This window comes from Pseudomonas sp. FW305-E2 (genome assembly GCF_058782925.1).
Genome location: NZ_JBYSYE010000002.1, coordinates 157,455 through 174,857 on the forward strand (window position 1 = coordinate 157,455; position 17,403 = coordinate 174,857).

Consider the following 17,403-nt stretch of genomic DNA (forward strand, 5'->3'; position numbering starts at 1 on the left):
TTACGGTGTGTTGAAGAAAGGCCCCCCGAAGGGGGCCTCAAGCACAGCGGTCAGAACGAAGTGTTGGAGATGGCCAGCGAGTTGCTTTGCTGGTTGCCCACACCGGCTGCTACGTTCACGCCCAGGTTACCGCTGCCACCGTTCACCGAACCGCTAAGGGTTGCAGTGTTGGTAACTGGGTTGGCCCAGCCGGTCGGGGTCAGCACTTGGAAGGACACAGTATTGCTCAAGTCGTAGGCGCTGCTTTCGCTGTAGCTCTTCGAAACGTCGTTCGAGGATTGTTTCGATTTCTCGCCAGACTTCGAGAAGTCGGACGCCGAAGCATTCTCGTACGAAGAGTCGTGAGACTTGGTGTACGAAGATTCTTTGGACTTGTCATACGCCGATTGATGCGACTTGTCGTAGTTGGAGTCGAATGCTTTCTCGAACGACGAGTCGTATGCACTTTCGTGCGACTTGTCGACCGACACATCCAGCGACGCACTCAGCGAACCATCGAAGGTGCTGGAGCGGGTGCGCTCGCGACGGCCATCATCGGTGGTAAAGGTACGCGTGGCGTTGGCTGCAGCGTCCAGCGAAGCTGCCAGGCTGGCGCTGCTCGAGGCGCTGTGGCTGCCGCTGGCAGAGCCACTGGCATCCCAGCCGAACGAGCCACTTGCGCTCGAGTTGTGGGAGCCGCTGGCATTGCTGGATTGCGAGCCGCTGGAGTTCCAGCCACTGGAGCCGCTGGAACTGGCGCTTTGCGCACCGGCGACGCTGAAGCTCGAAGACGAGCTGCGGTCGTCGGTCGAGTTGAAGCTGCCTTCCTTCGAGCTTGAACCGCTGGCCGATTTGGTGATGGTAATCGTATCCACCCGATAGGTGCGGTCGGCGCTGTTGTTTACAATCAGGCCTGGGCCGTCCTGATTGGCCGAAGCCGTGGCAGTGGCGTTACCCAGCGGGGCACCGGTGTTGGCGATGGCCATGGTGTTTTTCTGCTGGTTGAGGTCGCCACCGGCAACGTTGATGCCAATGTTGCCCTCAGCCCCGCTGGCCGAGCCGCTCATCACAGCCGAAGACTGGGTCGAATAGTTGTCGACCCGGTTGTTTCTGCTGGTTTGCACAACGTCAGCTGTGGCACTGGCCATGCCGAACACGAAGCTGTTGTCCAGGCTCGAGTCGGAGCCTGCGTTGGCAATGGCAGCGGCGTTATCTTGCTGGTTGCCGTTACCGGCCGCCACGTTTATGCCAACGTTGCCGCTGGAGCCGGTGCCAGAGTCACTCATCTCGGCTTCGTTGATGGTGCCTTCATTGGAGATGCGGTTGCGAGTGCTGGTTTGGGTATCCCAGGCATTGGCCGTTGCATACACAGGGATCTTGGTGGGTGGAGGCGTGTGATGACCATTGTTGTGGTGGCCGTTATGGTGGTCATTACGCCGATCATTTTGCCCAGCTTGTACAGCAACAGCCATGACCGCAGCAATTGCGAAAACCAGAGGCTTGATTGCCATCGAGGGTTTCATGGTGATTCTCCGTACGCTATTAGGTTAAGTGTCGTTCTTAACTGCAGGGTCAATCCGCGACCCGGATGCTCAAGGTGTTGGCCATTCGGTTTCCCACCCCGGCACTCTGGTTCAACTGGATCACCCCTCGGCTACCGGTGAAGGCCTGGTCACTGGTGGTGACCTGGCGATAGCCTGCTGGAATGTCAGTTGCTCCTGAGTTGTTGATCAGCGCCACGTTCTGCTGCATGAGGACGCTGTCGTCGATGCTTTGCGGTTGTGCGCCAATGCTGATGTTCAGTGCGTTGGCTTGCTGGGTGTTGGCACCTGCGCTCTGGTTGACCCCCAGGGCGCCGCTGCCGTTGCTGAAAGCGTTGCCCTGGATGGTTGAGCGGGCGTCCATCGCGGGGTCGGCGGGCGTGTTGAGCCGTTGCCGGATCTGGATGCTTGCATTGGCTTCGGGGCCGACGGCGATGGCCCGCGCATTGACTTGCTGCTGTTTGTCGCCAGCGGCCTGGTTGACAGAGAGGTTGCCCTGATAGCGGCTGCCTGAACTGTCGATATCGGCGTTGTTGATGACGGGAACCAGGGATTGCGCAAAGGCCGGCGCAGTGCAAAGGGCGGCCAGCATCAGCAGTGTGCGCTTCATCTCACTTGCCCCCGCCGGTCAGAATCTGCAGCGGCGCGAGGCCACGCTGCACGCTCGAGTTGACCATGTTCGAGATACCGTTACCCGACCCCGTGCCGCGTCCGCCCGCCAAGTTGGGAAGCTGGTTCTGGTTGCCGAGGTTGCCACCCAGGTTGTTGGTCTGCTGGGTGACCAGGTTGCTGATGCCTGCACCGCTGCTGATGCCGGCGAAGTCGCCATCGCTCAGCTCGTTGGTTTGCTTGAGCACGTGGGCAGAAGGGTTGGCATTGACAGTGGTAGGGCTCGGGTCTGGGATCAGAGGGGGGATGGTCGCGTTGCGCACCTGCACATCGCGCTTGATGATGATGATCCCCTTGTCCGCCTGAGCCGTCAGGCTGAGTGACCCCAGTACACAACCCACCAGTAATAGGTGATAGAGGCGTTTGTCACGTTTCCTCACGACGGCAACTCCTTCTTTGAGCGCTGGCCCTGTTCAGCGATGCGAACGACAGAGCAGAAGGTGTGCCGCTTTTTAGAATCTTTTTTAGATCAGATAGTTAGGGCAAGAGGCTGACAAAATGCGGCGCATGTTGTCTCAGGCTTGAAACAGCTTGCCCTGCGCGTTGCCGGCAAAGTCAGCTGTGGCCTTGATTGGAAGGGTTTTTGCAAGTGTGTTTCACGGGCTTGACACTGCCCCCAGGACAGGGTCAAGCCCCGCAATTTCGGGGGCTTTGCCCCACCGGAGTGTGTCAGTGGTTTAACACTCGGTCGGGCATGATGGCGCATCGCTACCAAGCAGCATAGCAACCGATTGCAAGGCCAGCAATTGGCGTTGCGGCCAATTGCCATCAAGTATTTGGTGCGGCTGGTTGTGCCGCCTCAGCCACGCCTGGCTGTCGTCGAAAAAGCGCTGACGATCGCTGAGATCGGGTTGGCAACGCTGACCATCGGCAATCCAGTCCACCCCTTGCGGGCTGAGCAACAGGTGCAGGTCGTAACGCCGTGCCAGCAGTGCCTCTTCCAGCCAGGTTGGGCAGTCGTCGAACAGTGCCTGGCTCCAGAGCATGTTGCTCAGCAGGTGGGTGTCCAGAATTAGCAGTGGGGGCGCCAGCTCGCGCGCACGGTCCTCCCATGCCAGTTGCCCGCGGGCGATGGCGGGAATATCGGCGTAGCAGGTGTCACGGCATTGCTGGTCGATGAAATGGCGCACGTACTCGCCCACCACCACGCCACCAAAATGTGCCTGGATCACCCCGCTAAGCCAGCTTTTGCCACTGGATTCTGGGCCGCACAGTACCAGCACTTTCATTGCTTGTGGCGCACTCATGGCTGTACCAACGCCGGGTCGCGGCGCCATTCCAGCCAGCCGCGTACAGCAATCAGGGTGAGCACGGCGAAGAAGGCGGCGGTGAAATACAACTGCTGATGCAGGTATTGGCCCACATAGATGATGTCGACCACGACCCACAGGGGCCAGCACTGCAGGCGTTTCTGCGCCATCCACAGTTGCGCCACCAGGCTGAATCCGGTCAGGGTGGCATCCAGCCAGGGCAGGGCGGCATCGGTCCAGTTGGCCATGGCCGCGCCCAGGGCGGCGCTCAGCAGCACCCCGGTGGCCAGGCCGGTGAACAGTGCCGGGCGTTGCAGGCGGGAGACCTGACGGGCGTCTTCAGCGTGGCCGGGGCGCTTCCATTGCCACCAGCCGTACAGTTGCAGGATGGCGTAGGCCACTTGCAGCAACATGCCCGAGTACAGCTTTACCTCGTAGAACAGCCAGCCATAAATCAGCACCATGACCAGGCCGATTGGCCAGCACCAGGCGTTCTGCTTGACCGTGAGCCAGACAGCGGTTACGCCGAGGAGGGCGGCAATGAGTTCAAGGCCGGACATCGGCGATCCTTGGAGGCTACGGGGAAGGGGCGAGATTGTAGCGGGTCGGCCGGTGAAGGTGTAGGGCGCAGCGGTGGGATACCCGGTTGTAGGAGCGGGTTTACCCGCGAACACCGGCAGCGCCGGTGCCATCCACCGCGTTGCTTCCTTCGCGGGCATGCCCACAAAGGATCAGCGGCGCCTTGATTACCAGCGGCCCGCCGCATCCTGGTCACTCTGCTTCCCCTCCACCCATCCAGTGGTGTGTCAATCAGCTTTGCCGGTGAAGATGACTCGTATCATCACTGACCTTCAGCGGGCTACACGCGATCAATCTGTGGGAGCGGCCTTGTGTCGCGATTGGGCCGCGCAGCGGCCCCGGCGGCTTTGATGCGCAAATTGTCGGGGGGAGATTGGCCAGCAGGGCCGGCCCTTTCGCGGGTAAACCCGCTCCTACAGGCGACCGGTGGCGCCTTGATCACCAGCGCCCCGCCGCATCCTGGTCACTCCGCTTCCCCTCCACCCACCTTGGCCCTTCCTGGGTATTCTCCTTCTTCCAGAACGGCGCCCGGGTCTTCAGGTAGTCCATGATGAAGTTGCAGGCATCGAACGCCGCCTGCCGATGGGCACTGGCCACCCCCACGAACACAATCGGTTCGCCCGGTTCCAGCGCACCGATGCGGTGCAGCACCTCCACTTTCAAGAGCGGCCAACGCTGCTCGGCCTCGACCACGATCTTCGCCAAGGCCTTTTCGGTCATGCCCGGATAGTGTTCGAGGAGCATCCCCGCCACTTCGCGGCCATCGTTGAAATCCCGCACATAGCCGACAAAACCGACCACCGCGCCCACGCCCACATTGGCTGCATGCATGGCATTGGTCTCAGCCCCCGGGTCGAACGCGCCTTCCTGCACTCGTACAGCCATGTTCAGCCTCCGGTCACCGGTGGGAAGAACGCCACTTCATCGCCCTCTTCCAGCGGTTCATCGAGCTTGCACAGCTCTTCGTTGCGTGCGCACATCAGGTTCTGCTCGGCCAGCACTTCATACTGCCCGCCCTTGGCAACCAAGGCCTGGCGCACATCATCGAGCACCTTGAACGCACCCTCCACCCGCTCGGCATCCACGCCCAACAGTTCGCGGTAACGGGCGAAGTACATCACCTTGACCTTCATCACGCCTCCACCTTGTAATGGCCACTCTTGCCACCGAGTTTTTCCAGCAGGCGCACCTGCTCGATGACCATACCTTTATCCACAGCCTTGCACATGTCATAGATCGTCAGCGCGGCCACGCTGGCGGCGGTCAGCGCCTCCATCTCCACACCGGTCTGCCCGGCCAGCTTGCAGCGGGCGACGATACGCACGGCATCCTGCCCCTCGGCGCTGAGCTCGACCTTGACGCTGGTGAGCATCAGCGGGTGGCACAGCGGGATCAGGTCGCTGGTTTTTTTCGCCGCCTGTATCCCGGCAATGCGCGCCACGGCGAACACGTCACCCTTGGGGTGTTCACCGTCGACGATCATCTGCAAGGTCTGCGGCAACATGCGCACCCGCGCCTCGGCGGTAGCCTCGCGCTCGGTCACGGCCTTTTCAGTGACGTCGACCATGTTGGCCCGCCCCTGGGAATCAAGATGTGTCAGCACTGCTCTGCTCCTGTAAAGGGATTTCGCAGTGTAAACCTGTGGGTCAGGTTTGAGCAGAGGTATGTGTCGGCAGGTTTGGCCTCTTCGCGGGCACGCCCACTCCCACAGGAGCTCCACGGCCTCGAATCAAGTGGAGATCCTGTGAACGGGCGTGTCCACGAAGAGGCCGGGCAGTAATCTGCCCGGCTACAGGGTTTACAAATGAGACTCGGCGTACTCGGCCAGCACCGAGCGAGGCACGCCCTGCAGGGTGATGTGCACGCCGTGGGGGAAGTCCTTGAAGCGCTCGGTCAGGTAGGTCAGGCCCGAGCTGGTCGCGGACAGGTAGGGGGTGTCGATCTGCGCCAGGTTGCCCAGGCAGACCACCTTGGACCCGGAGCCGGCACGGGTGATGATGGTTTTCATCTGGTGCGGCGTCAGGTTCTGGCACTCGTCAATCAGGATCAGGCTCTGCTGGAAGCTGCGGCCACGGATGTAGTTCAGCGACTTGAACTGCAGCGGCACGCGCTCAAGGATGTATTCGACGCTGCCATGGGTGCTTTCGTCATCCATGTGCAAAGCTTCGAGGTTGTCAGTGATGGCGCCCAGCCACGGCTCCATCTTCTCTGCTTCGGTACCCGGCAGGAAGCCAATCTCTTGGTCCAGCCCCTGCACGCTGCGGGTGGCGATGATGCGCCGGTAGCGCTTGCTGACCATGGTTTGCTCGATGGCCGCAGCCAGTGCCAGGATGGTTTTACCGGAGCCGGCGGCGCCGGTCAGGTTCACCAGGTGGATATCCGGGTCCAGCAGGGCAAACAGCGCCAGGCTTTGGTGAATGTCGCGTGGTTTCAGGCCCCAGGCTTCCTGGTGCAGCAACGGCTCCTGGTGCAGGTCGAGCAGCAGCAGTTCGTCGTCACGAATGCCCTTGATCCACCCGACGAAGCCCTGCTCATCGATGATGAACTCATTGACGTGCACAGCTGGCAGGTTGTCGATCATCTGCACCCGATGCCAGGTGCGGCCGCGCTCCTGGCGGGTATCGACCTTGCTCACGCGGTCCCAGAACGAGCCGGTGACCGAATGGTAGCCCTTGGACAACAAGGACACGTCATCGACCAGTTGGTCGGTGCTGTAGTCCTCAGCCGCTATACCGCAAGCGCGCGCCTTCAGGCGCATGTTGATGTCTTTGGTGACCAGCACGACATCCAGGTCGGTGCGCCGGGCCCGGACTTCGAGCAACTGGTTGATGATGATGTTGTCGTTGAGGTTTTCCGGCAGCAGCTTGTTCGGCTCGTTGCGCGGGGTCATCAGGATGGACAGGAACCCCTTGGGGCCACTCTTGTTGCGCTGGATCGGTACGCCCTGCTCGACATCGCTGGGCGAAGCGTCACCGAGGGTCTGGTCTATCAGGCGGATGGCTTGCCGGCATTCGGCGGCGATGCTCTGTTTGCCGGTCTTGAGCTTGTCGAGTTCCTCCAGCACCGTCATCGGGATGGCGACATGGTGCTCCTCGAAGTTCAGTAACGCGTTAGGGTCGTGAATCAGGACGTTGGTATCGAGCACATACAGGATTGGCTTGCTGGAGGAAGGGTTGCGTCCTTGGTCATCCATACTCGGTCACCTTATGTCGAAGCCACACGGCGTGGTCTGTTACGCCGCAGAGTGACTGCCGCTGTTCCCGTATCCGCGTTGTTACGGGCGGGAAGCGAACCTGGCTAGGTGGGCCTGGATGACGCCACCTGTGCTGCAGGAATCGGCTGTCTGGTTTCTTCATACCGCAAAAACCATGACCGTAAAAAGCATTTTTACGCATTTTTGAAGTTTATTTTTCCGATTGACGAAGAGGCCTTGGCGCCAGCGTCAGAGGGGACTACGCTCAAAAGTCATACCCTCTATTCGCGGTATCCATATTCCCGGCAATCCTCCCAGCCGATGCCGCTTTGCGCAGTATTGCGCAGCAACCATTCCACCGCCGGCTGCGCCTTGGGAAGGCTGTCATGAAACTGGATCACGCCCTTGCGCCACAACAGCATCAGGGTCAATACGCGCTGTGCGGACGCTTCTGCGCTCAATGCACCGTCATCCTGGGCATCGATGTCCCACAACGATACCCGCAACTGCTGGCGGGCCATGAACGCTTCGCCGTCAGCCCGGCGCTGGCCATAAGGAGGGCGGAACAGCGGCACATACTGCTCGGGTAGATCAGCCTGCACCCGCGCCTGGCTGCGCCGCAGCGAATCCTGCCAGTCGGTCCACTGCGCATGGGAGCGGTATTCCCACCCCTGAATACCCACGCACTGCCCGCCATAGAGCTGGCGCAAGGCATTTGCCGCCGCGCCATCACGGCGTTGCTGCAAGCGGTTACCGAGCGTGAAGAACGTGCCTTCGAGCTTTTGCCGGCGCAGGTAATCGGTGAGTAGATCCGTACTGCCCCCCTCGGGCCCGGGCCCGCCGACAAAGGTCAGCAGGAACATGCGGTCGTTCAGTTCGTCACCCTTGCGCTCACGCGAAGACAACCGCTCGATTTCGCTGCTGGTCTGCGGCAGCAACGCCGCCTTGCGCAGTTGCTCGTCCAGGTAGCGGACATGAAACTGGTGGCTCGGCTCGATCCAGCCGGCATAGAACGCACCGACATCGACAGCGAACGTCGCCGATTGTGTACGCAATTCCGCCATGGACGTAATCGGATAGCAGAATGATGCATCCTGCTCACAACTGCGCTGCGCCTGTTGATAACCCTCCCACAACCGCTGCCACATGCGCGCCCGAACCTGGCGCACCTTCTGCAGGTTGATCTGCCGCAGCCCCAGCCGGGCCGCCAGGCTTGCGTCATCCAGCAACTCGCTTTCGTGCAGCACTTGGGCGAACGATAGAATTTCTGCCCGAGAGGCCACATCGAACAGCGCCGGGCTGTCCAGCTGTTCGGGCCACAGGCTGCGGTCCAGGCTGACCTGAGGTGAAGGGGCGGCTTGCACGGCCAGGCTCAGCAGGCCGGCCAGCAAGGCAGAAGCAATGCGCACAGTGGAAGGCTCCGCAACGGCAAAACGCGAACTATAGCGCCTGCACCGACCATGGGCTGTGACTATCGTCGCCATAGTTTGGACTTGTACCGCCCACCCCGTAGAATCCTCGGCCAACGATGCCAGGAGCCGACCCGATGCTGACGGTGATTTCCCCCGCCAAGACCCTCGACTACGACACCCCGCCAGTGACCGAGCGTTTCACCCTGCCCCAGTACCTGGATGAATCCCAGGCCCTGATCCAGCAACTGCGCGAACTGTCGCCGGCGCAGATCAGCGAGCTGATGCACCTGTCCGACAAGCTCGCCGGCCTGAATGCTGCGCGCTTTGGCAGCTGGACCCCAGACTTCACCCCGGTCAATGCCAAGCAGGCGTTGCTGGCGTTCAAGGGTGACGTGTACACCGGCCTCGATGCCGAGAGCCTGAGTGACGACGACTTCAGCTACGCTCAGGACCACCTGCGCATGCTCTCGGGCCTATATGGCCTGCTGCGCCCGCTCGACCTGATGCAGCCCTACCGCCTGGAGATGGGCACCAAGCTGGCCAACGCCCGCGGCAAGGACCTGTACGCCTTCTGGGGCACGCGCATCAGCGAATGGCTGAACCAGGCCCTGGCCGACCAAGGCGATGACGTGCTGTTGAACCTGGCCAGTAACGAGTATTTCAGTGCAGTGAAACGCAGTGCACTAAAGGCCCGGGTGATCAACGTCGACTTCAAGGACCAGAAAAACGGCCAGTACAAGATCATCAGCTTCTACGCCAAGAAAGCCCGCGGCATGATGAGCCGCTTCGTCATCCAGCAGCGCATCAGCACCCCGGATCAGCTCAAGCAGTTCGATGCTCAGGGGTACTACTACAGTGCCGAGCAGTCCAAGCCGGACCATTTGGTGTTCCTGCGCGATCACCCCTCGGAGTGACCCTGCCCCTTCACGGCTAAACCCGCTCTTACAGGTAATGCGCTACCTGTAGGAGCGGGTTCACCCGCGAAGAGGCCAGCAGCTCTGCCCCCCTCTCTGCCCTGCAACAGGGCACGCTGCAAACCGCCATAACGCCATTAATCTGACGCCAAAAATCCAGCACACCCACCTTTATCGCCAAACGACATAAGACCGTTCATACCTTTTTTGACGAATTCTGAAAAAATTTTTCAGATGCTGGCATAAAAATATCTCGCAACAGTTACGCCCTTGATACACGGGGGCGAAACACCCGCGTGCTATCAATTTGAAACTGTCCACAACTGAATAAATATTTAGAAATCTTTCATTCGGGCGAAACCGGCTCAGGAACTTCTGCCAAAGCCAATCGCTCATAGTGCCGTAACGATTGTCCTGCCTACGGGCTGTGAGAGATGACTTACAGATGACAACGGCGGGTATCCACTGCCCGCCATAAGAAATTCGACAGGTATCACGGACCCCCCCGAAGACCTTGTCCATGCAGGAGAGACGCGTCCCTTACAAATCGTCCTAGTGGTTGATTTCAAAGGATTTATTCACTTGAAAAAACAAGCACAGCAACGCGCCAAGTAGCGCATTGCAATAAAGACGGCTGCATTTCAGGGCACGTTTTTTAATGAATGGCTATTGAGTGCCAACTTTGAGCGCATAACTTTTTGCGTTCCGGATTTATTTTGCCTGCGCTCGGCGAAGTGTGCATTCGCCATGGATCCGTGCGCCCGAAAACTGTTGTTAATCAACCCAGCCCGGCTCTCTGCGGAGGCGTCGGCGTGATAAACACATGAGGTGATAGCGATGCGTATCAGCATCTTTGGTTTGGGTTATGTGGGTGCAGTCTGTGCAGGCTGCCTGACGGCGCGTGGCCATGAAGTGATCGGTGTGGACGTGTCCAGCACCAAGATCGACCTGATCAACCAGGGCAAGTCGCCCATCGTCGAACCTGGCCTGGAAGCACTGCTGCAACAGGGCATCGCCAATGGCCGCCTGCGCGGCACTACCGACTTCGCCGAAGCCATCCGTGCCAGCGATGTGTCGATGATCTGCGTGGGCACCCCCAGCAAGAAAAACGGCGACCTGGGCCTGGAGTACATCGAGTCCGTGTGCCGCGAAATCGGCTACGTGCTGCGTGACACCACCCGCCGTCACACCATCGTGGTGCGCAGCACCGTGCTGCCTGGCACCGTCAAGAACGTGGTCATCCCGATCCTCGAAGACTGCTCGGGCAAGAAGGCCGGCGTCGACTTCGGTGTGGCGGTCAACCCGGAATTCCTGCGTGAAAGCACCGCCATCAAGGACTACGACCAGCCCCCGATGACGGTCATCGGCGAACTGGACAGCGCCAGCGGTGACATCCTCCAGGCCCTGTACGAAGAACTCGACGCCCCGGTCATCCGCAAGCCGATCGAAGTGGCCGAGATGATCAAGTACACCTGCAACGTATGGCACGCCACCAAGGTCACCTTCGCCAACGAAATCGGCAACATCGCCAAGGCCGTGGGCGTCGATGGCCGCGAAGTGATGGACGTGGTCTGCCAGGACAAGGTCCTCAACCTGTCCCAGTACTACATGCGCCCAGGCTTTGCCTTCGGCGGCTCTTGCCTGCCCAAGGACGTACGCGCCCTCACCTACCGCGCCGCCAGCCTCGACGTGCGGGCACCGCTGCTCGACTCGCTGATGCGTAGCAACGAATCGCAGGTGCAGAACGCCTTCGAGCTGATCGAAGCCCACGACAAGCGCAAGGTCGCCCTGCTGGGCCTGAGCTTCAAGGCCGGCACCGACGACCTGCGCGAAAGCCCGCTGGTGGAACTGGCCGAGCGCCTGATCGGCAAGGGCTACCAGCTGGACATCTACGACGAGAACGTCCAGTACGCCCGTGTTCACGGCGCCAACAAGGACTACATCGAGTCGAAGATCCCACACGTGTCGTCGCTGCTCAACGCCAACTTGCAGCAGGTGATCGACAACGCCGACATCATCGTCCTCGGCAACCGTGACGAGCAGTTCCGTGCGCTGGCCCTGCAAGCGCCAGCCGGCAAGCAGGTGATCGACCTGGTCGGCTTCATGAACAAACCGACCAGCACTACCGCCCGTACCGAAGGCATCTGCTGGTAAGTGCCCGGCCGGGCAGCGATGAGGCACTCGACAAGAGCCGCCTCCTCGCTGCCCACCCTTTCCCGAATTCTCGACGGATGCTGAACATGCAAAGGCTCCAGACAGTGCTGTTGCAGTGCGCCGGGTGGCTGCTCTACATGAGCCTGCTCATGCTGATCGCCCTGGCCCTGCCAGCTGATATCTTCGACTCGCAGTCGAAGCACTTCATCTTCCTGGTCGGCGCAGTCGGCATCTGGCGCTACTCCATGGGCGCCACCCATTTCATCCGCGGCATGATCTTCCTCTACGGCGTGTACCCGTATCTGCGCCGCAAGGTGCAGAAAATGGGTAACGCCACCGACCCGTCGCATGTCTACCTGATGGTCACCAGCTTCCGTATCGAAGCGCTGACCACCGCCCAGGTGTACAGCTCGGTGATCCGCGAGGCGATCAACTGCGGCTTCCCCACCACCGTGGTCTGCTCGCTGGTGGAAATGTCCGATGAACTGCTGGTGAAGAGCCTGTGGGCCAAGTACAACCCGCCGGCCCACGTGAAGCTGGACATCGTGCGTATCGCCGGTACCGGCAAGCGCGATGGCCTGGCCTACGGCTTCCGCGCCATCTCGCGCATGCTGCCGGACGAGAACGCCGTGGTGGCGGTAATCGACGGTGACACCGTGCTGGCCGACGGCGTGGTACGCAAGACCGTGCCGTGGTTCAAGCTGTTCCCCAATGTGGGCGGCCTGACCACCAATGAATTCTGCGAAGTGCGTGGCGGCTACATCATGAGCGAGTGGCACAAGCTGCGCTTCGCCCAGCGCCACATCAACATGTGCTCGATGGCCCTGTCCAAGCGCGTGCTTACCATGACCGGGCGCATGTCGATGTTCCGCGCCAGTGTGGTGACCAACCCCGAGTTCATCGCCGACGTCGAAAGCGACTCGCTGATGCACTGGCGCCTGGGCCGCTTCAAGTTCCTTACCGGGGACGACAAGTCCAGCTGGTTCAGCCTGATGCGCCTGGGCTACGACACCTTCTACGTGCCGGACGCCGCCATCAACACGGTCGAGCATCCGCCGGAAAAAAGCTTCCTCAAGGCCAGCCGCAAGCTGATGTACCGCTGGTACGGCAACAACCTGCGGCAGAACTCACGGGCACTGGGCCTTGGCCTGCGCCGCCTGGGGCTGTTCACCAGCATCGTGTTGTTCGACCAGCGCGTGTCGATGTGGACCAGCCTGCTGGGCCTGACCGTGGCGGTGATCGCCAGCCTCAAGTTCGGCATGGCCTTCTTGCTGGTGTACCTGCTGTGGATCGGCATCACGCGCCTGATCCTCACCATCATGCTGCTGTGCTCAGGCCACAACGTAGGCCCAGCCTACCCGCTGATTCTCTATTACAACCAGATCATCGGCGCGCTGATGAAGATCTACGTGTTCTTCCGCCTCGACAAGCAGTCGTGGACGCGTCAGCCCACTGCCCTCAAGCGTGACCTCGCCAGCTTTCAACAATGGTTCAACACCTGGTCCTCGCGGACCATGACCTTCTCGGCTGCCAGCATCTTCGTTGCTGTGCTGTTCATGGTCGTGTGAGCCCAACCCGGATCGGATCTAACAGGAACAAACCACCATGAATACCGCCGTGAACGTCAATGTCGTGCATGAGTCCGAAGCCCAGCGCCAACACGCCCGGGTACGCATTCCCGCCAAGCTGCGGTTCCTGGACGCCCAGCGCCAGGTCCACGAAGTCAAGGTCGAAGACCTTTCTGCCGGCGGCCTGAGCTTCCACACCAAGCAACCGCAGTCGGTGGGCGATGTGCTGCGCGGGCGCCTGCAGTTCGTGGTCGACAACCTGGGCCTGTCGATGGACATCGAGTTCCAGGTGCGCTCGTACAACCCGGACAATGGCCGTATCGGTGCGCAGTTCCAGAACCTTGAACCTCGCGACATCGCCACGTTGCGGCACATCATCACCAGCCACCTGTCGGGTGAGCTGATCAGCATCGGCGACGTACTCAGCACCCTGCAGCGCGACAACTTCACCAAGGCGCGCAAGCAGAAGGACGGCGGGTCGGGCCTGAGCGCCTTCGGCCGTTTCAAGGCAGTCACCGTCACACTGGGCGTGTTCGTGGTCGGCGTTGCGGCCTTCGGCTTCGTCGCCAAATCGTTGTATGGCATGTATTTCGTCAGCCATGCCGAAGCCGGTGTGGTCGCAGTGCCGACCACCAACGTCACCATGCCGCGCGACGGTACCGTGAGCAGCCTGGTCGAAAGCGGTGGGCAGATCGCCAAGGGCGCGCCACTGGCCAGCTTCACCACCAGCATGCTGGACATGCTCAAGGGCAACCTTGAAGACGCACAGCTGGAGCCGGCGAAGATCGAGGAGCTGTTCGGCAAGCAACTGTCCGGCACCCTCACCAGCCCCTGCGATTGCGTGGTCGCGCGCCAGTTGGTGGACGACGGCCAGTACGCCGCCAAGGGCCAGCCGATCTTTCAGCTGATCCCACGCACCACCAACCCGATGGTCGAGGCGCGCTTCAGCTACCGCCAGTTCGACGAGGTCAAGCCAGGTACCCGGGTCAATTTCCAGGTGGCCGGCGAAGACGAAGTGCGCACCGGTCAGATCGTCAGCAGCGCCAGCCTCAACAGCGAAGACCTGTCCTCCGACATCCGCGTGCAGATCAAGCCAGACAGCGGCCTGCCCGCCGAACTGGCCGGCCGCCCGGCCTCGGTCAACAGCGACCGTGGCCCCTCGCTGAACTGGCTGATCGACAAAGCCGTGGCCCGTGGCCTGTGAGGGACGGACAATGATCTCTGATACCTACAAGGTCCGCGTGAACCTGGGATTGTGTGCACTGGCCGCCGCCATCACCCTGGCCGGCTGTGCCGGCCTGCCCGACCAGCGCCTGGCCAACGAGGCCATGAAGCGCGGTGACACGGCATTGGCCGAGCGCAACTACAAGGCGCTGGCCGACCTGGGCTACAGCGAAGCGCAAGTCGGCCTTGCGGACATCAAGGTGGCCACCCGCGACCCCTCGCAAATCAAGGAAGCCGAAGCCACCTATCGCGCTGCAGCCGCCACGTCCCCACGCGCCCAGGCGCGCCTTGGCCGCCTGCTGGTGGCCAAGCCGGACAGCACCCAGGCCGAGCGCGAAGAAGCAGAAACCCTGCTCAAGCAAGCGGCCAGTCAAGGCGAAAGCAACACCTTGATCCCACTGGCGATGCTCTACCTCAGCTACCCGCAGAGCTTCCCCAAGGTCAACGCGCAGCAGCAGATCGACCAGTGGCGCGCCGCCGGCAACCCGGAAGCGGGCCTGGCCCAGGTGCTGCTGTACCGCACCCAGGGCACCTATGACCAGCACCTGGGCGAAGTGGAAAAGATCTGCAAGGCGGCGCTCAACAGCACCGACATCTGCTACGTCGAACTGGCCACCGTGTACCAGAAACGCGGCCAGGCCGACCAGCAAGCCGCCCTGCTCGGCCAGCTGAAGGCCGCCTACGCCCGTGGCGCAGTGCCGGCCACCCGTGTTGACAGCGTGGCCCGCGTGCTGGCCGACCGTAGCCTTGGCCAGACCGACGAAAAAACCGCCAAGGACCTGCTCGAGCAAGTAGCCCCGGCCAACCCGGCGTCCTGGGTCAGCCTGGCACAGCTGGTATACGACTTCCCCGAACTGGGCGACACCGACCAGTTGATGGCCTACATCGACAAAGGCCGCGAAGCTGAACAGCCACGCGCCGAACTGCTGCTGGGCCGTCTGTACTACGAAGGCAAAACCCTGCCAGCCGACGCTCAAAAAGCCGAGCAGCACCTGCAAGCCGCTGCCGAAGCCGGTGAGATCAGCGCCCATTACTACCTGGGCCAGCTTTACCGCCGCGGCTACCTGGGCAATGTCGAGCCGCAGAAAGCCGTCGACCACCTGCTGGCCGCCGCCCGTGGCGGGCAGAACAGCGCCGACTATGCCTTGGCTCAGCTGTTCAGCGAGGGCCACGGCATCCGCCCGCAACCGGGCAACGCCTGGGTGTTCGCCCAGCTGTCGCAGGCCAACCCGACGCCGCAATCAGCCGAACTGCTGCAGCAGCTCGACCAGCAACTGACACCTGATCAGCGCAACCAGGCCCAGCAACTGCTGGACCAGGAAAAGCGTGCACGCGGCAGCCTGGCGCAGGGCGCGAATAGCACCCTGGCCCTCGAAGCCCTGCAAGACGACGAAAAAGAAGTAGACGGTGAGGACTCGCTATGACGCTCAATCCCTTCGTGAAAGCCGGCATCGGCCTGAGCTTCGCCCTGCTGTGGTCCTGCCCGACCCTGGCGGAAATGACCGCTGAAAAAAACTTCGGCCTGGACGTGAAAATCACCGGCCAGTCGGAAGACGACCGTGACCTGGGCACCCGCTCTGGCGGCGACGTCAACGGCCTGGGCCTGGATCTGCGCCCGTGGGTGTACGGCGAGCGCGGTAACTGGAGTGCCTACGCCATGGGCCAGGCAGTCGCTGCGACCGACACCATCGAAACCGACACCTTGCGCCAGAACGACGACGGCACCAGCACCGACACCGGCGACGACAGCCGTCAACCAGACAAAAGCTACCTGGCCATGCGCGAGTTCTGGGTCGGCTACAGCGGCCTTACCGCCTACCCAGGCGAGCAACTGCGCTTCGGTCGCCAGCGCCTGCGCAGCGACGATGGCATGTGGCGCGATACCAACATCGAAGCGCTGAACTGGACCTTCGACACCACGCTGCTCAAGGCCGACCTGGGCGTCGCCCAGCGTTTCAGCGAATACCGCACCGATCTCACCGAACTGGCGCCGGAAGACAAGGACCGCACCCACATCTACGGCAACGTCGCCACACAGTGGACCCCTGGCCACTGGGTTGGCCTGCGCGCTCACCACACACATGACAGCGGCAGCCTGAAGAACCCCGGCGAAACGGTCGACGCGCTGGACAAGACCCGCACTGGCGACCTTACCTGGCTGGGCCTGGAGGCCAACAGCGACGCCTACAACTGGCGCAACGACCACACCGTGAATTACTGGGGCAGCGTCACCTGGCTGACCGGTGACCGCGACAAGCTGAGCACCCAGCAGGTGGGTGACGACCAGGTCGCCACCGGCAAGCAGAGCGGTGACGTCAACGCCTGGGCAACCGACCTCGGTATCCGCCTGCGTCTGGACCCGCAATGGCAGGTCGGCGCCGCGTACGCCCGCGGTAGCGGCGGCGGCGGCGATGACGGTTCGAACAACTTCGAGCAGACCGGCCTGGAGAGCAACCGCTCCAACTTCACCGGCACCCGCTCGCGTGTGCACCGCTTCGGCGAAGCGTTCCGCGGCGAGCTGGGCAACCTGCAGGCCGCCACCCTGTTCGCTTCGTGGCAGCTGCGTGACGACTATGACGCGAGCCTGATCTACCACAAATTCTGGCGGGTCGATGGCAACCAGAACATCGGTTCCAGTGGCATCAACGCGGTGGTCAACGACAACGGCGTGAATCGCCCGCTGGTCGATGGCGAAAAAGACCTCGGCCAGGAAATGGACGTGGTCGTGACCAAGTACTTCAAGCAAGGCCTGCTGCCGGCTTCGATGAGCCAGGCCATCGACGAGCCGTCAGCCCTGGTGCGCCTGCGTGCCGGTGTATTCAAGCCGGGCGACGCCTACGGCAAGGAAGCGGACTCGTACATGCACCGCGCCTTCGTCGACGTCATCTGGCGCTTCTGAGGCCGGTAGGGGACTGACCGT

Annotated in this window: 16 protein-coding genes; 6 read left to right on the top strand and 10 right to left on the bottom strand. The window is 61.7% G+C overall.

From position 1 onward, the window contains the following. Positions 1-50 precede the first annotated feature (50 nt). The 10 genes from fapC to AC3WLP_RS03380 all read right to left on the bottom strand — a co-directional run bounded on the left by fapC (position 51) and on the right by AC3WLP_RS03380 (position 8,620). On the bottom strand, positions 51-1,502 hold the full coding sequence (fapC, locus tag AC3WLP_RS03335) for an amyloid-like fimbrin subunit FapC (RefSeq protein WP_088512252.1): 1,452 nt from the start codon (positions 1,500-1,502) through the stop codon (positions 51-53). Between the two features lie 49 nt (positions 1,503-1,551). After that, on the bottom strand, positions 1,552-2,130 hold the full coding sequence (gene fapB, locus AC3WLP_RS03340) for a fibril amyloid subunit FapB (protein WP_088512251.1): 579 nt from the start codon (positions 2,128-2,130) through the stop codon (positions 1,552-1,554). 1 nt (position 2,131) lies between these two features. After that, positions 2,132-2,569: a functional amyloid chaperone FapA gene (gene fapA, locus AC3WLP_RS03345; protein WP_003253914.1), complete on the bottom strand. Its 438-nt coding sequence runs from the start codon at positions 2,567-2,569 to the stop codon at positions 2,132-2,134. A 297-nt stretch (positions 2,570-2,866) separates the two neighbouring features. Then, positions 2,867-3,436, bottom strand: a complete 570-nt coding sequence (locus AC3WLP_RS03350) for an AAA family ATPase (protein WP_088512250.1) — start codon at positions 3,434-3,436, stop codon at positions 2,867-2,869. After that, on the bottom strand, positions 3,433-3,999 hold the full coding sequence (gene pnuC / locus AC3WLP_RS03355; protein ID WP_088512249.1) for a nicotinamide riboside transporter PnuC: 567 nt from the start codon (positions 3,997-3,999) through the stop codon (positions 3,433-3,435). Before pnuC ends, AC3WLP_RS03350 begins: the two co-directional genes overlap by 4 nt. 457 nt (positions 4,000-4,456) lie before the next feature. Continuing rightward, complete coding sequence (moaE, locus tag AC3WLP_RS03360; RefSeq protein ID WP_012053667.1) at positions 4,457-4,903, bottom strand: molybdopterin synthase catalytic subunit MoaE; 447 nt, start codon at positions 4,901-4,903, stop codon at positions 4,457-4,459. 2 nt (positions 4,904-4,905) lie between these two features. Further along, complete coding sequence (gene moaD, locus AC3WLP_RS03365) at positions 4,906-5,151, bottom strand: molybdopterin converting factor subunit 1 (protein ID WP_003251777.1); 246 nt, start codon at positions 5,149-5,151, stop codon at positions 4,906-4,908. Continuing rightward, positions 5,151-5,621, bottom strand: coding sequence for a cyclic pyranopterin monophosphate synthase MoaC (gene moaC / locus AC3WLP_RS03370; RefSeq protein WP_003251775.1), 471 nt, complete (start codon positions 5,619-5,621; stop codon positions 5,151-5,153). Before moaC ends, moaD begins: the two co-directional genes overlap by 1 nt. 195 nt (positions 5,622-5,816) lie before the next feature. Further along, a complete protein-coding gene (locus AC3WLP_RS03375; protein ID WP_003251772.1) occupies positions 5,817-7,211 on the bottom strand; it encodes a PhoH family protein in 1,395 nt (464 codons plus the stop codon). A 281-nt stretch (positions 7,212-7,492) separates the two neighbouring features. Continuing rightward, on the bottom strand, positions 7,493-8,620 hold the full coding sequence (locus AC3WLP_RS03380; protein WP_088513325.1) for a polysaccharide deacetylase family protein: 1,128 nt from the start codon (positions 8,618-8,620) through the stop codon (positions 7,493-7,495). A 137-nt stretch (positions 8,621-8,757) separates the two neighbouring features. Between AC3WLP_RS03380 and yaaA the strand changes: the two genes are divergently transcribed. From yaaA to AC3WLP_RS03410, 6 genes are all read left to right on the top strand, one after another. Further along, complete coding sequence (gene yaaA / locus AC3WLP_RS03385) at positions 8,758-9,537, top strand: peroxide stress protein YaaA (protein WP_088513324.1); 780 nt, start codon at positions 8,758-8,760, stop codon at positions 9,535-9,537. 837 nt (positions 9,538-10,374) lie between these two features. After that, a complete protein-coding gene (locus AC3WLP_RS03390) occupies positions 10,375-11,691 on the top strand; it encodes a nucleotide sugar dehydrogenase (protein ID WP_004577139.1) in 1,317 nt (438 codons plus the stop codon). Between the two features lie 86 nt (positions 11,692-11,777). Then, a complete protein-coding gene (locus AC3WLP_RS03395; protein ID WP_003251762.1) occupies positions 11,778-13,259 on the top strand; it encodes a glycosyltransferase family 2 protein in 1,482 nt (493 codons plus the stop codon). 37 nt (positions 13,260-13,296) lie between these two features. Beyond that, entirely contained in the window at positions 13,297-14,463 is a 1,167-nt protein-coding gene (locus tag AC3WLP_RS03400; protein ID WP_088513323.1) for a PilZ domain-containing protein, read from the top strand. 10 nt (positions 14,464-14,473) lie between these two features. Further along, positions 14,474-15,907 (top strand): alginate biosynthesis TPR repeat lipoprotein AlgK, encoded by a 1,434-nt coding sequence (algK, locus tag AC3WLP_RS03405; RefSeq protein WP_003251758.1) that lies wholly within the window; start codon positions 14,474-14,476, stop codon positions 15,905-15,907. Further along, positions 15,904-17,382, top strand: coding sequence for an alginate export family protein (locus AC3WLP_RS03410; RefSeq protein WP_003251756.1), 1,479 nt, complete (start codon positions 15,904-15,906; stop codon positions 17,380-17,382). Before algK ends, AC3WLP_RS03410 begins: the two co-directional genes overlap by 4 nt. The last annotated feature ends 21 nt before the right edge of the window (positions 17,383-17,403 follow it).